The 13,868-nt window shown below is 73.5% G+C and carries 13 protein-coding genes; 10 read left to right on the top strand and 3 right to left on the bottom strand.

What is annotated here, in order from left to right; genetic code table 11:
* The first annotated feature begins 13 nt into the window (after positions 1-13).
* From ACXET9_RS01575 to ACXET9_RS01540, 8 genes are all read left to right on the top strand, one after another.
* Positions 14-1,063 (top strand): phosphatidate cytidylyltransferase, encoded by a 1,050-nt coding sequence (locus tag ACXET9_RS01575; protein ID WP_457884222.1) that lies wholly within the window; start codon positions 14-16, stop codon positions 1,061-1,063.
* Positions 1,060-2,319 (top strand): 23S rRNA (adenine(2503)-C(2))-methyltransferase RlmN, encoded by a 1,260-nt coding sequence (gene rlmN, locus ACXET9_RS01570; protein WP_457884220.1) that lies wholly within the window; start codon positions 1,060-1,062, stop codon positions 2,317-2,319. The genes ACXET9_RS01575 and rlmN overlap by 4 nt, the downstream gene beginning before the upstream one ends.
* Positions 2,316-2,762 (top strand): DivIVA domain-containing protein, encoded by a 447-nt coding sequence (locus ACXET9_RS01565; RefSeq protein WP_457884218.1) that lies wholly within the window; start codon positions 2,316-2,318, stop codon positions 2,760-2,762. Before rlmN ends, ACXET9_RS01565 begins: the two co-directional genes overlap by 4 nt.
* A gap of 107 nt (positions 2,763-2,869) precedes the next feature.
* Positions 2,870-3,418, top strand: a complete 549-nt coding sequence (locus ACXET9_RS01560) for a DivIVA domain-containing protein (protein WP_457884216.1) — start codon at positions 2,870-2,872, stop codon at positions 3,416-3,418.
* Positions 3,415-4,638, top strand: coding sequence for a 1-deoxy-D-xylulose-5-phosphate reductoisomerase (gene dxr, locus ACXET9_RS01555; protein WP_457884214.1), 1,224 nt, complete (start codon positions 3,415-3,417; stop codon positions 4,636-4,638). The genes ACXET9_RS01560 and dxr overlap by 4 nt, the downstream gene beginning before the upstream one ends.
* Complete coding sequence (locus ACXET9_RS01550; RefSeq protein ID WP_457884213.1) at positions 4,635-5,972, top strand: M50 family metallopeptidase; 1,338 nt, start codon at positions 4,635-4,637, stop codon at positions 5,970-5,972. The genes dxr and ACXET9_RS01550 overlap by 4 nt, the downstream gene beginning before the upstream one ends.
* Positions 5,973-6,146: 174 nt before the next feature.
* Complete coding sequence (gene ispG, locus ACXET9_RS01545) at positions 6,147-7,304, top strand: flavodoxin-dependent (E)-4-hydroxy-3-methylbut-2-enyl-diphosphate synthase (RefSeq protein ID WP_457884212.1); 1,158 nt, start codon at positions 6,147-6,149, stop codon at positions 7,302-7,304.
* A gap of 7 nt (positions 7,305-7,311) precedes the next feature.
* Positions 7,312-8,157: a GNAT family N-acetyltransferase gene (locus tag ACXET9_RS01540; RefSeq protein ID WP_457884211.1), complete on the top strand. Its 846-nt coding sequence runs from the start codon at positions 7,312-7,314 to the stop codon at positions 8,155-8,157.
* Positions 8,158-8,250: 93 nt separating this feature from the next.
* Here ACXET9_RS01540 and ACXET9_RS01535 read toward each other — a convergent pair whose 3' ends face one another.
* Both ACXET9_RS01535 and ACXET9_RS01530 read right to left on the bottom strand, forming a co-directional pair.
* Positions 8,251-9,558 carry a hypothetical protein gene (locus tag ACXET9_RS01535; protein WP_457884209.1) on the bottom strand — a complete coding sequence of 436 codons (1,308 nt, stop codon included), beginning with the start codon at positions 9,556-9,558 and terminating at the stop codon, positions 8,251-8,253.
* Between the two features lie 107 nt (positions 9,559-9,665).
* Positions 9,666-9,989, bottom strand: coding sequence for a 4a-hydroxytetrahydrobiopterin dehydratase (locus ACXET9_RS01530; protein ID WP_457884207.1), 324 nt, complete (start codon positions 9,987-9,989; stop codon positions 9,666-9,668).
* Positions 9,990-10,099: 110 nt separating this feature from the next.
* Here ACXET9_RS01530 and ACXET9_RS01525 point away from each other — a divergent pair, with 110 nt between their 5' ends.
* The gene (locus ACXET9_RS01525; RefSeq protein ID WP_457884205.1) at positions 10,100-11,890 is read left to right on the top strand and encodes a proline--tRNA ligase; all 1,791 of its coding nucleotides are present in this window, start codon (positions 10,100-10,102) and stop codon (positions 11,888-11,890) included.
* A gap of 91 nt (positions 11,891-11,981) precedes the next feature.
* Here ACXET9_RS01525 and ACXET9_RS01520 read toward each other — a convergent pair whose 3' ends face one another.
* Positions 11,982-13,154, bottom strand: a complete 1,173-nt coding sequence (locus tag ACXET9_RS01520) for a DUF4439 domain-containing protein (RefSeq protein WP_457884203.1) — start codon at positions 13,152-13,154, stop codon at positions 11,982-11,984.
* Between the two features lie 131 nt (positions 13,155-13,285).
* Between ACXET9_RS01520 and ACXET9_RS01515 the strand changes: the two genes are divergently transcribed.
* Positions 13,286-13,867 carry a ribosome maturation factor RimP gene (locus ACXET9_RS01515; protein ID WP_457884202.1) on the top strand — a complete coding sequence of 194 codons (582 nt, stop codon included), beginning with the start codon at positions 13,286-13,288 and terminating at the stop codon, positions 13,865-13,867.
* The last annotated feature ends 1 nt before the right edge of the window (position 13,868 follow it).

Here is a 13,868-nt window from a genome sequence, read left to right as displayed (position 1 = left end):
CCGGCAGCCTCTCGTGACCTCCTCGTCGCCCCCGCCGTATTCGCCCTCCGCCCCGGCCACCTTCGGGGCGGCGCTCGGCGTGCCCGATCCGGCCCCGCGCCGCGGCGCGGGCGGCCAGGGGGCCGACGGCGGGGGAGCGGGCGGCCGACGATCGGGCGGCCGACGATCGGGCGTTCGGCGATCGGACGGTCGAGGACCGGGCGGCGGAGAGGCGACGCCGTCCCCGCCCGAGGAGGTCGCCGCGACCGCGCAGAAGCGTGGACCGGGTCGCAACCTCCCGGCGGCGATCGGCGTCGGCGCAGGACTGATCATCCTCCTGCTGGGATCGCTCCTGGTGGTCCCCGTGCTGTTCCCCGTCGTGGTCGGCGCGGCGATGGTGCTGGGCGTCTTCGAAGCCGCTCGCGCGCTGTCCGAGGGCGGGCTGCGGATCCCGCCGGTCCCGCTCCTGGTCGGAAGCATCGGCATGGTGGTCTCCACCGTGGTGCTCGGCGCGGAGGGCCTGCTCATCGCGACGGCCGCGGCCGTGTGCGTGCTGATCCTGTGGCGGGTCACCGAGTCGATGGGGCTGACCGCGCTGCGGGACGTCGCCGGCGGCGTCTTCACGCTCGCCTGGGTCCCCTTCCTCGGCTGCTTCACGCTGCTGCTGTTCGCCCAGCCGTCCGGGCCGCAGCTCGTGCTGCTGGCGGTGCTGACGCCGGCCGGGAACGACATCGGCGGCTACATCGCGGGCGTGCTCTTCGGCAAGCATCCGATGGCCCCGGGGATCAGCCCCAAGAAGAGCTGGGAGGGCTTCGTCGGCTCGCTGCTGATGGGCGTCGGCGTCGCGGTCGCGATCTCCACCCTGCTGCTGCAGGAGGCCTGGTGGCTGGGCGTCGTCGTCGGCGTCGTCCTCGTGATCGTCTCCACCTGCGGCGACCTCGCCGAGTCCCTGCTCAAGCGCGACCTGGGCATCAAGGACATGGGCACCCTGCTGCCCGGTCACGGCGGCGTGCTGGATCGGATCGACTCGATCCTCCTCGCCGCCCCCACCACGTTCATCCTCCTGGAGCTGCTGCTGCCATGACCACCTCGTCCACCCCGACCGGCAACCCGGACCTCTCGCGGGAAGCGATCCCCGGACAGAAGATCGCACTGGCGCCCGGCCAGCTGCAGCTGCGTCCCACGCGCCGCGGCAAGGCGCCGTCGCATCTGGCCGACCTCACCCTCGCCGAGAGGATCGAGGCGGTGCAGGAGATGGGGCTGCCGGCGTTCCGCGCCAAGCAGCTCTCCAAGCACTACTTCGAGCACTACACGACGGAGCCCGACGACCTCACGGACATCCCGAAGGATCGTCGTGAGGAGCTCGTCGAGCGCTTCTTCCCGACGCTGCTGACGCAGGTCTCGCGCCAGAGCGCCGACCACGGCGCGACGCAGAAGTTCCTGTGGAAGCTGTTCGACGGCTCGCTCGTGGAGTCCGTCCTCATGCGCTACAGCGATCGCGTGACCCTCTGCATCTCCTCGGAGGCCGGCTGCGGGATGAACTGCCCCTTCTGCGCGACCGGGCAGATGGGCCTGACGCGGAACCTCTCGACCGCCGAGATCCTCGAGCAGGTGCGGGTGGCCAACCGGCTCCTGTCCATGGGGCAGCTCCCGGGCGGTCCCGGCCGCGTCTCCAACATCGTCTTCATGGGGATGGGGGAGCCGCTGGCCAACTACCGTCCCGTCGCCACCACCTGCCGGCGCCTGAACGCGCCCGCTCCCGAGGGCTTCGGGATGGGCGCCCGTCACATCACCGTCTCGACCGTCGGCCTCGCGCCCGCGGTCCGCAAGCTCACCGCGGAGAAGATCCCGGTGACCCTCGCCGTCTCGCTCCACGCCCCGGACGACGCGCTGCGCGACGAGCTCGTCCCGATCAACACGCGCTTCGACATCGACGAGATCCTCGACGCGGCCTGGAAGTACTTCGAGACCACCGGCCGACGGGTCAGCATCGAGTACGCGCTCATCCGCGACATCAACGATCAGGCGCACCGGGCGCAGCTGCTCGCGGACCGGCTCATCGCGCAGGGCGGAGCGCACTGGGTGCACGTCAACCCGATCCCGCTGAACCCGGTGAAGGGCTCGAAGTGGACCGCCTCCGATCCGATGGTCGAGAAGCGCTTCGTGGAGATCCTGCGCGAGAACGGCATCTCCGCGACGATCCGCGACACGCGCGGCTCGGACATCGACGGCGCCTGCGGCCAGCTCGCCGCCGAGGTCATCGAGACCGACGCGCACCGCGCGGACCGCGAGGCGCGGGTGGCCCGCGTCGAGGCCGTCGCCGCGACCGCCGCCGAGTGACCCCGCACCGACAGGCCGGAGGAGGATCCGTAGACGTCCGCTTCCCGACGACGCGCTTCAGCGAGGCGTACGACATGTCGGATGTCGACGAGTTCCTGGCGCGCTGCGAGCAGGCGCTCGAGACGGGGGACGGCTCCGTCACCCCCGAGGACGTGCGCAGCGCCCGCTTCCGGGTGAGCCGCTTCGGGACCGGGTACGACCAGGCGGCGGTCGACGAGTTCCTCGACGGCGTCCTCGTGCCGCGCCTCGCGGCCGCCGGCCCGTCGGCCGACCCCGCGACGTCCGACCCTGCGCCGTCCGACGCCGCAGGCGCGGCCGAGGCGCCGGCCGACGGCGGGGCGGTCCGCTCCGCGGGGAGCCCCGTGGGGGCCGATGGTCGCGACGGGCATCCCGCCGAGAGCAGGCCCGGCCTGTTCGCGAGGATCTTCGGCCGCTCCCGCTGATCGCGGGGGCGCCCCAGCCCGTCATCGGAGAGCACCCGCGCCTCCCAGCCAGCCCCGTCCCGCGCCGCTACAGTGGGACACCGACAGCACCGAGGAAGGATCCACAGGTGAGCACATCGTTCGAACGGGTCTCCCGTTTCAGCGTCGGGTACGACATGGGCGAGGTCGACGCCTTTCTCTCCCGCGCGCGCACGGCGTACGAGGGCCGCGAGCCCGGTTTCGACGGGGCGGACATCACCTCCGCGAGCTTCGGCACGGAGCGGGGCGGCTACGACATGCGCGTGGTCGACGAGGCGCTGGACCGCCTGTCCGACGCCTTCGCCCTGCAGGCCCGCGACGATGCGATCGCGGAGCAGGGGGAGTCGGCCTGGATCGCCGCGCTCACCGAGCGGGCGGAGATGCTCAAGGAGCGCCTCGAGCGTCCCTCGGGGGAGCGCTTCGCGCCCGCCGGGCACGGCGAGCCCGCCTACGACCGAGCGGACGTCGACGCCCTGTGCGACCAGCTGGTCGCCTACTTCACCGAGGGCCTGCCCATGAGCGTGGACGACGTCCGCCGCGCCGCCTTCCGCCGCCGTCGCGGCGCCGAGGGGTATCGCGAGTCCGTCGTCGACGTCTACCTGGACCACGTCGCGGACGTGATGGCCTCCGTCCCGTGACCGGTCCCGCCCCGTCCTCGCGGCGGATCGTCCTGCTGGGCTCGACCGGCTCGATCGGCGCGCAGACCCTCGACGTCCTCGCCCGCTATCCCGGGATCGGCACGCTGCACGGCCTCGCCGTCGGCGGCTCCCGTCCTGAGGCGGTCGCGCAGCAGGTCCTCGCGCACCGTCCCGAGCAGGTCGTCGTCGCCGAGGCCGAGCGCGCCGAGGACGTCGCGCGCGCGGTCTCCGCGGCCTGCAACGCCGAGGGCGTCGCCGTCCCCCGGATCGAGGCCGGCCCCGAGGCGGTGATCGCCCTCGCCGGGTCCCTCGGCGCCGGGGACGCGGTCCTCAACGCGATCACGGGCTCCGTCGGCCTGCTGCCGACGCTCGCCGTGCTCGCCAGCGGCGCCCGCCTCGCGCTCGCGAACAAGGAGTCCCTCGTCGTGGGCGGCGAGCTCGTCACCCGGGCCGCATCCCCGGGCCAGATCCTCCCCGTGGACTCCGAGCACACGGCGATCGCGCAGGCGATCGCCGGGGTCCGCCACGACCAGATCGACCGTCTCGTGGTCACCGCCTCCGGCGGGCCGTTCCGCGGGCGGAGCCGCGAACAGCTCGCCGCCGTGACGCCCGAGCAGGCCCTCGCGCACCCCACCTGGGCGATGGGCCCCGTGATCACCACCAACTCGGCGACGCTCGTGAACAAGGCGCTCGAGGTCATCGAGGCCTGCTTCCAGTTCGACCTGCCCGAGGACCGCGTCGACGTCGTCGTGCACCCGCAGTCGATCGTGCACTCGATGGCCACGCTCGTCGACGGCTCGACGATCGCGCAGGCGAGCCCGCCCGACATGCGCCATGCGATCGGGTGGGCCCTCGCCCATCCCGAGAAGCTGCCGCGGCTGGCGGCCCCGCTGGACTTCACCGCGGCCCAGAGCTGGACCTTCGAGCCCGCGGACGAGGACACCTTCCCGGCGATCCGCATCGCCCGCGCGGCGCACCGCGAGGGCGGGGGAGCGATGGCCGCCTACAACGCCGCCAACGAGGAGGCGGTCGACGCCTTCCTCGCCGGTCGGCTCCCCTTCCTCGGGATCGTCGAGCTCGTGCGTTCCGTGCTCGAGCTGCCCGACCGTCCCCGCGCGCGCGTCGAGGACGGCGTGCCCGGCGTGCTCGGGGTCGAGGACTGGGCCCGTCGCACCGCCCGACGGATGATCGACGAGGCCGCGGCGGGCGGCGTCCGGTGACGGCGCTCCTGTTCGCCCTCGGCATCCTCGTGGTGGCCGCGGGCCTCGCGCTGTCGATCGCGCTGCACGAGATCGGCCACCTGCTCCCGGCGAAGCTGTTCGGCGTGAAGGTCACCCAGTACATGATCGGCTTCGGGCCGACGGTCTGGTCCCGGCGCCGCGGCGAGACCGAGTACGGCGTCAAGGCGATCCCGCTGGGCGGGTACATCCGCATGATCGGCATGTACCCGCCGCACAAGGGGGAGCCGGAGGGCGCCGTCCGCGAGGACTCCACCGGCTTCTTCCAGCAGATGGCGGACGAGGCGAAGGAGTACGAGTCCTCGCAGTACGACCCCGCGGACCGCGACCGCACCTTCGTCGCGCTGAGCGTGCTGAAGAAGCTCGCGGTGATGCTCGGCGGGCCGACGATGAACCTGCTCATCGCGATCGTGCTGATCACGGTGCTCGCCTGCGGCTTCGGGATGACGGAGGTGACGCCCCGGGTCCAGGCGGTCTCCGAGTGCGTGGTCCCCGTCGACGCCGCCGACGACACCACCTGCGAGGGCCGCGAGGAGGCGCCGGCGCTGGCCGCCGGCATCGAGCCCGGGGACGTGCTGCTCGAGATCGGCGGGCACGACATCAGCACCTGGGACGACGTCACCGCCGCGGTCCGCGCCTCGGGCGGCGAGACCATCGACGTGGTCGTCGAGCGCGACGGCCAGGAGCTGACGCTGCAGGCGACCCCGATCATCGACGCCCGCCCCGTCTACGGGGAGGACGGCTCCGCGCTGCTCGACGAGGACGGCGCCTACATCACCGAGGACGTCGGCTTCCTCGGCGTCTCGGGCACCCCCGCGCTCGTGCGCCAGTCGCCGACGGCGGTGCCATCGCTGGTGTGGGACGCCTTCTCCCGCACCGGGCAGGTCATCGTGACCCTGCCCGTGCGGCTGTACGACGTCGCGCAGGCGGCCTTCGGCTCCGCCGAGCGCGACCCGGAGGGCCCCGTCGGCGTCGTCGGCGTCTCGCGGCTCGCCGGGGAGATCGCCTCCGCCGACCAGCCCGGCTTCGCGCTGAAGGAGAAGGCGGCGACGCTGATCTCGATGCTGGCCTCGCTGAACATGGCGCTGTTCGTGTTCAACCTGGTGCCGCTGCTGCCGCTCGACGGCGGGCACGTGCTCGGGGCGCTGATCGAGGGGGTGCGGCGGATGATCGCCCGGCTCCGCGGACGCCCCGATCCGGGGCCGGTGGACATCTCCCGCATGCTGCCGCTGACCAACGCCGTCGCCCTCGTCTTCGTGGCGATGACGATCCTGCTGGTCTACGCGGACATCGTCCGTCCCATCACCCTCTTCTGAGCCGGGGCTGCGGCGGTGCCGCATCGGCGCCGCCGCATCGCCGCACCGGCGCATCGGCGCTCGGACCGACGCCGACGGCCGGGCATGTGCCGCGCGCCACGTCGGGCGTGCAGGAGAGGTGGAGATGACCGACGTCGCCTCCCGGACGGGCCGCGACGCGTCCATAATGGAGCGGTGACTTCCGTGAGCCTCGGCATCCCCTCCGTCAAGACGCCTCCGCCGGTCCTCGCCCCCCGGCGGAAGACCCGCAAGGTCAAGCTCGGCGACATCTTCGTGGGCGGCGACGCGCCGATCACGGTCCAGTCGATGACGACGACCCCCACGCACGACATCAACGCGACCCTCCAGCAGATCGCCGAGCTCACCGCCGCGGGCTGCGACATCGTGCGCGTGGCCTGCCCGCGCCAGGAGGACGCCGACGCGCTCGTCGCGATCGCGGCGAAGTCCCCGATCCCGGTGATCGCCGACATCCACTTCCAGCCCAAGTACGTCTTCGCGGCGATCGAGGCCGGCTGCGCGGGGGTCCGCGTGAACCCGGGCAACATCCGTCGCTTCGACGACCAGATCAAGGACATCGCGAAGGCCGCGAAGGACCACGGCACCGCGCTGCGCATCGGCGTGAACGCCGGCAGCATCGACCAGCGCATGATGAAGGGCGACCGCGTGACGCCGGAGGCGCTCGTCGCCTCGGCCGTGTGGGAGGCCTCGCTGTTCGAGGAGCACGACTTCCACGACTTCGGCATCTCGGTCAAGCACAACGACCCGGTGATCATGGTCGAGGCGTACCGTCAGCTCTCCGAGAAGGGGGACTGGCCGCTGCACCTCGGCGTCACCGAGGCCGGGCCGGCCTTCCAGGGGACCATCAAGTCCTCCGTCGCCTTCGGCATCCTGCTGGGCGAGGGCATCGGCGACACGATCCGCGTGTCCCTCTCGGCCCCGCCGGTCGAGGAGGTCAAGGTCGGCAACCAGATCCTGCAGTCGCTGAACCTCAAGCCCCGCAAGCTCGACATCGTCTCCTGCCCCTCCTGCGGCCGCGCCCAGGTGGATGTCTACACCCTGGCGGAGAAGGTCACCGAGGGGCTCAAGCACCTCGAGGTGCCGCTGCGCGTCGCCGTCATGGGCTGCGTCGTCAACGGCCCCGGCGAGGCGCGTGAGGCCGATCTCGGCGTCGCCTCCGGCAACGGCAAGGGCCAGATCTTCGTCAAGGGCGAGGTCATCAAGACGGTCATGGAGGACGAGATCGTCGCGACCCTCGTCGCCGAGGCCACCCGCATCGCGGCCGAGATGGGCGACGACGCCACGGCGGGCGCCCCGTCCGTCGCCGTCGGCTGATCCCGCCGTGTTCCGGCGGTCCTCCAGGGTCCGACCGATCCGCGGCGGCGGCGTCGATGCCGCGCTCGCGCTCGCGCTGCGGGATCCCGCCGGCAACGCGCTGTCCGGTTCGCGGCTGCGTGAGCTGCGCGCCACGGGGAGCGCGGGGGCGGAGTTCTCGGCGATCGGGGACGAGCTCACGCCCTCGGGGGTGCTCTGGCACGGCGTGAACATCTCGCCGATCGGCGCCTCGGAGGAGGCGCTGGCCGAGTTCGGTCGCCATCTCGCGCAGCGGCCGCGGAGATCGAGCTCGATCGTCGGCCCGAGCCATGAGGTCCGACCACTGTGGGCGGCGATGGACGGCGCCTGGGAGGCCGCGGTGCGCGAGTACCGCTGGAGCCAGCCCCTGCTGCTCGCCGACGAGGAGCTGCCCGATCTCGGCGACGTCGGCCTGCGGCCGGCACGGCCCGGCGAGGAGCCGATGGTGTTCCCGGCGGCGGTCGCGATGTTCCGCGAGGAGGTCGGGATCGATCCCGTCCGCGGCGACGGCGGCCGCGCCTACTCGTCCCGCGTCGCGGACCTCGTGCGCAGCGGGCGCAGCTACATCGTGGTCGAGCGCGGGCAGGTGCTCTTCAAGGCCGACGTCGGGGCCGTCTTCGGATCGGTCGCACAGGTCCACGGCGTGTGGGTGCGCCCCGCCTATCGCGGCCGCGGACTGGCACGGGCGGCCATGGCGCAGCTCGTCGAGCAGGTCCGTCGTGACCACGCCCCGAAGGTCTCGCTCTACGTGAATGACTTCAACGAGCCGGCGCGCCGCGCCTACGCCGCCGCCGGCTTCCAGCGCATCGGCGAGCTCGCGACCATCCTCTTCTGACGCGACTCCTCCGACCCGCGACGGGTCGCGTCCGACAGGCCGCGTCCGACGGGTCGCGTCCGACGGGCGGCGTCCGACGCGCGGGGCGTGAGGTCAGGACAGGGCGTCGATCGCCAGCAGCACGTTCGCGGCGGTCCAGGAGAGCGGGGCGACGGCCGCGGGGGAGCCGTCGTGGAGGACCTTCTCCGGCAGCGAGCCCGCCTGCGTGCGATGGTCGGCCAGCCAGCCGAGCAGGTCCTGGGACTCGGTCCGGTGTCCGGCGCGGGCGAGGCTGAGGGCGAGCAGGCTGGTCGACGGTGTCCAGCTGATGCCGTCGTCCTTCCAGGAGGCGCCGGGGGCGATGCCGCCGGCCGGACGTGCGAGCTCGGTGCGCAGGGCCAGCAGGTCAGCGGCCGGGACGAGTCCCGCGATGCCGAGGGCATCGGGCAGCGCTCGTGCGGAGTCGGCTCCGCCTCCCGAGCGGTAGCGCTGCCAGCCGCCCTCCCCGAAGGTGCCGTCGGCCAGCAGCGCGAAGGCCTCGGCCGGCTCCCGGCAGGCGTCCTCGTCGGAGAGGTCCGCCACGGCGCGCAGCCCGGCGAGCGTCGCGATCATCGTCTCGAGGGTGACGCTGCGCTCGGCGACCTCCCAGTAGTCGGGGGAGACGGGCGGGAGGTGCGTCCCGGCGCCGGTCGCCTCGATCAGCAGGGCGGAGGAGTCCTCGATGAGCGCGCTCAGGCGCTCGCGCGCCGTCTCCGACGCATCGCCGGTCAGGACGGACAGGACCTCGGCGACGGCCCACAGCACGAGGCCGGTGCCGTCGACCTGCTGGGGGCGGGCGTCGGGCGCGCGACCGGTCGCCAGGGAGTAGCGGGCCTCGAACCAGGTCCGAGGGCGCTGCCACGACTGCAGGTGCTCGAGCGCATCGAGCGCGGGCGCGACATGGCCCGTGCGGGCGAGGGCGACGGCGCAGAAGGCCGCGTCGCGGGGCCACACGTACCGCCAGTTCGAGGACCAGCCGGCGACGGGGGCGGCGAGGCCGTCGCAGAGGGACCACAGATCCCAGAGCGCGCTCTCGGCGAGATCCTGCAGCGCGTCGGGCACCCGGCCCAGCCAGGGAGCGGCCTCGGCGTGGAACGCGGCGGCGCGCATCGCGGGCGGGGAGTCCTCGGGCGTGCCGGCGAGCAGGCGGGTGCCGGGGAGGAGCAGCCCGTCCCCTTCCGGACCGGGGGCGATGAGCACGCGGCGGGAATCCGCGTCCAGGGCGACCGTCCGGGAGGAGAGCGGGATCTCGGCGACGGGGAGCGCGGTCGTCCGCGACGCCCCGTGCCGCAGGCCGGCGGCGAGCAGACCGGAGGCGCCGACGACGCCGATGCCGCCCAGGAGGAGACGCCGTCCCGGCAGATGCTCCCGCTCGATGCCCATCGTCCCCCCTTCCCCGCTCCTCGGACCGGCCGCTCGGCCCGCCCCTCGGGCCGTGCGGTGCGCGCTCCGAGGTCTCCCCGGAGGCGGGTCCACCCTAGGGGAGGCGCTCAGGCGTCGTCGTCGGCATCGGGGGCTATCCCGGCCTGCGCGGCGAGAGAGGCGATGGTCGCGGCCAGGTCGAGGTCCCGGGAGGTGATGCCGCCCACGTCGTGGCTGGTGAGGGTGACGGTCACACTCGGATAGGTGAGGAGCACATCAGGATGGTGGCCGGCCTCCTCGGCGGCCGCGCCGATGCGCTCGACCAGGGCGAGGCCCGTGGCGAAGTCGCCGGTGCGGTAGCGGGCGGTCAGCACGGGGGTGGAGGCGCGGAAGCCGGCGGGTGCGGCCGCCGACGCCTGCGCGGCGTCGAGGATGCGGGTGTCGTCGTCCATGGAGCCAGCCTGCCACCGCGCGCGCCCGCGCGCACCACCCGCGGGCACTAGCATGGGGCGGGGTCCGGCGTGTGCGCCGGACCTGTTCCTCACGTCCGAAAGGTCCCTCCATGATCCGTCTGTCCTCCTCGTTCGTCCGCACTCTGCGCGAGGACCCGTCGGATGCCGAGGTCGCGAGCCACAAGCTGCTGGTGCGCGCCGGCTACATCCGTCGCTCCGGCCCGGGCGTGTACACGTGGCTCCCGCTGGGGCTCAAGGTGCTCCGCAAGGTCGAGGCGATCGTGCGCGAGGAGCAGGAGGCGATCGGCGCGCAGGAGCTGCTGTTCTCGGCTCTCCAGCCCCGCGAGCCCTACGAGGCCACCGGGCGCTGGGAGGAGTACGGCCCCACGCTGTTCCGCCTGCAGGACCGCAAGGGCACCGATCACCTCCTCGCGCCCACGCATGAGGAGATGTTCGCGCTCGCGGTGAAGGACCTCTTCTCCTCGTACAAGGATCTGCCGATCATGCTGTTCCAGATCCAGCACAAGTTCCGCGACGAGGCGCGGCCCCGCGGCGGCATCCTGCGCACCCGCGAGTTCGTCATGAAGGACGCCTACTCCTTCGACATCGACGATGCGGGCCTCGACGTCTCCTACGATCGTCAGCGCCGCGCCTACCAGCGCACCTTCGATCGTCTCGGACTGCCCGTCGTCATCTGCCAGGCGGATGCCGGCGCGATGGGCGGCTCCCGCTCCGAGGAGTTCCTCCACCCCACGCCCGTCGGCGAGGACACCTTCGTGGTCTCCGACGGCGGCTACGCCGCGAACGTGGAGGCCGTCGTCACCGCGGGCCCGGAGCCGCTGAGCGCCGAGCAGATCGCCGCGCTGCCCGCCGCCCACATCGAGGAGACCCCCGGCGCCTCCACCATCGCCGCGCTCGTGGAGTTCTCCGAGGGAGCGTTCCCCGGCGGCGGCTATGTCGCCGAGGACGGCTCCTGGACCCGCTACGAGATGCTCAAGCACCTCGTCTACCTGCTGACGAACCCCGACGGCACCACCGAGCCGCTGGTCATCGCGATCCCCGGCGACCGCGAGGTCGACGAGAAGCGCCTCGAGGCCGCCGTCGCGCCCGCCGTCGCCGCGCCCTTCGCGGAGGAGGACTTCGCGCGCCACCCCGTGCTTGCGAAGGGCTACATCGGCCCCGAGGGCCTCGGGCTGGAGGCGCCCTCGAAGATCCGCTACCTGGTGGACCCCCGCGTGACCCCCGGCTCCCGCTGGGTGGCCGGCGCCGGCGTCGCCGGCAAGCACGTCTACGATCTCGTCGCCGGCCGCGACTTCACGGCCGACGGGACGATCGAGGCCGCCGAGGTCCACGACGGGGACGCGGCGCCCGACGGCTCGGGCCCGCTGCGACTGACCCGCGGCATGGAGATGGGCCACATCTTCCAGCTCGGCCGCAAGTACGCCGAGGCCCTCGACGTGAAGGTCCTCGACGAGAACGGCAAGGCGACCACCGTCACGATGGGCTCCTACGGCATCGGCGTGACCCGTGCGATCGCCGCGATCGCCGAGCTGCATCACGATGACAAGGGCCTCGCCTGGCCGCGCTCCGTCGCGCCGATGGACGTGCACGTGCTCGCGACCGGCAAGGACCCGGCGATCTTCGAGGCCGCCGAGCAGCTAGCCGAGCAGCTCGAGGCGGCCGGGTTCGACGTGATCTACGACGATCGGCCGAAGACCTCCCCGGGCGTGAAGTTCAAGGACGCCGAGCTGCTGGGCATGCCGGCCTCCGTGGTCGTCGGCCGCGGTCTCGCCGACGGTGTCGTCGAGGTCCGCGACCGGGCGACGGGCGAGGTCGTCGAGGTCGCGCCCGACGGCGTCCTCGCGCAGATCCGCGCCTTCGCCGAGGCCGCCGGGGCCTGAGCCGCGGCCGGGGGCTGGAGCTCGGCCGCGGCCTCGAGCTCGGCCGGGGCCCGACCCTCGGCCGACCCTCGGCCGACTCTCGGCCCGGGCCTCAGCCCGCGGGCTGGTCCTCGACGGTGAGCGAGGGGACGGGGTCGAGGCTGCGACCGAGCCCGGCGAGGGTCGACGCCTCGGCGAGGGCATAGGGGATGGAGGTCGACCGCCGGGCGAAGGGCGCCGCGCCGGTCAGCGCCAGGTGGGAGACCAGCAGGGCGCTCGACACCTGGACGGGGAGGCCCGCGGCCGTGGCCTCGTCGAGCTCGCCCCCCGGCAGCGCGTAGACGGCCTGGCGGTCGACGACCTCGATCTCGTCCTCCGCGGCGATCTCCCCGAGCACCTCGGCGCGGGCCCGGTGGGCCTCGCTGAGCGTCGTGTGCGCGGTGCGCTGGTCGCCCGAGGTCCGTGCCGAGAGCACCTCGTGGACGTAGCCCGCATACCACTCCTGCTCCTGCGCGTCGATGAGGGCGAGCTCGTAGTCGCTCGCCGCGCCGATCGACGGCGGATCCTGCTCGGGCACCGTGCGGGTGGGGACGATGTCCTCGGCCGCCGGGATCGCGGTGCCGACGGCGGAGCCGGAGACGGAGACCAGGCGGTCGGCGGCGAACTGCATGTGCGCGGTGATCGCGGCGACCGGCCGCGAGAGCGATCCGGAGACCTGCCGGGCGGCGTCGACGCCGAGATCCCGCATCGCGATCAGCGCGGTGAGGAGCCCGTCGACGTCCGTCGGGGCTTCGGCCGACGGGGCCGTCGAGGCATCCGCCGATGCCTCCGCCTCGCCGGCGGACGCGTCCCCGCCGTCGGCCGCCGACGCGGACTCGCTCGCCGCCTCCTGCTCCGCCTCGAGCTGCGCGCCGGTGAGGAGGGCCGTCCGCTGGACGGGCAGCGCCTCGGCCAGCTCGGAGAGCGCCGCGGCGAGCAGCTCGGGGTCCGTGCCGTCGGGGACCGCGGACGGATCGGCGGCGTCGGCGGCATCGGTGAGCGCGGCGACGCCGAGGATCAGCAGGTCCAGCTGGGCGAGGAGATCCGGGCGATAGAGATCGTCGATGCCCGCCGGCGGCGGGGTGTAGGTCGCCGGCTGACCCAGCTCGATCGGTCCGCAGGCGCTCAGGGCGGGGGACAGGGCGAGGCCCCCCAGCAGGAGCGGGACGGCCTGCAGGAGGCGTCGTCGGCCCGGCCGACGGGCGGGCGAGGGCGGAGCGGGACGGGCGGGGGAGACGAAGGGCACGGGAGGATTCTCGCACCCGCCCACGTCGGGGGAGCGAAAGCGGGGCGAGACCCTTATCCTTGATCCAGTCCCCGCCGCCGGTGCGGTCGCGCGGGATCAGGAACCCATACGCAGGAGGAGGTGAGCGAACGATGAGCACCGTCGATCCCCACCCGGCCCTGCAGGAGGCCGCCCGGCGCGTCCTCGACGAGCACGGGCTCGTCCTCGAGGAGGTCGTCGTCCGCGGACGGTCCGGTGTCCCCGAGGTCCGGATCATCGTGGATCTGCCGGAGGACGCCAGGGGCGCCGTCGACATGGACACCGTCGCGGCCGCGGCCCGGAGGCTGAACGAGCTGATCGACGAGGACGAGTCGCTGCTGGGCCCAGGCCCCTCGCTCGTCGAGGTGACCACGCCGGGCGTCGACCGGTCGCTCACCGCCCCTCGGCACTTCCGTCGGAACCGCGGGCGCCTGCTCGAGCTGGAGCTCACGAGCGGAGCCGTCCACCGCGCGCGCCTGCTGGAGGTCTCCGCCGACGACGCGCTGACCCTGCGCCCGGAGCCGGGCCGCGACGACCGCGGCCGTCCGGTGAAGCTCCCGAAGGACGCCCCCGCCCGTCTCGAGGTCCCCTTCGCGGACGTCGAGAGGGCGCGCGTCCAGATCGAGTTCGACCCGCCCGCCGACCTCGAGCAGCTGCTCGGGGAGTCGGCACGCCCCACTGCTGAGGAGAGCTGAC

The sequence above is a fragment of the Brachybacterium netajii (SeqCode) genome (assembly GCF_054114245.1).
The sequence above is the reverse complement of the archived record's forward strand: the minus strand, read 5'-3'. Positions and strand labels throughout refer to the sequence as shown.

Excerpts from the sequence above, each read along its gene's own strand:
- rlmN (WP_457884220.1), top strand. The coding sequence starts at position 1,060 with ATGACCACCTCGTCCACCCCGACCGGCAACCCGGACCTCTCGCGGGAA.
- ACXET9_RS01535 (WP_457884209.1), bottom strand. The coding sequence starts at position 9,558 with ATGGGCATCGAGCGGGAGCATCTGCCGGGACGGCGTCTCCTCCTGGGC.
- ACXET9_RS01530 (WP_457884207.1), bottom strand. The coding sequence starts at position 9,989 with ATGGACGACGACACCCGCATCCTCGACGCCGCGCAGGCGTCGGCGGCC.
- ACXET9_RS01525 (WP_457884205.1), top strand. The coding sequence starts at position 10,100 with ATGATCCGTCTGTCCTCCTCGTTCGTCCGCACTCTGCGCGAGGACCCG.
- ACXET9_RS01515 (WP_457884202.1), top strand. The coding sequence starts at position 13,286 with ATGAGCACCGTCGATCCCCACCCGGCCCTGCAGGAGGCCGCCCGGCGC.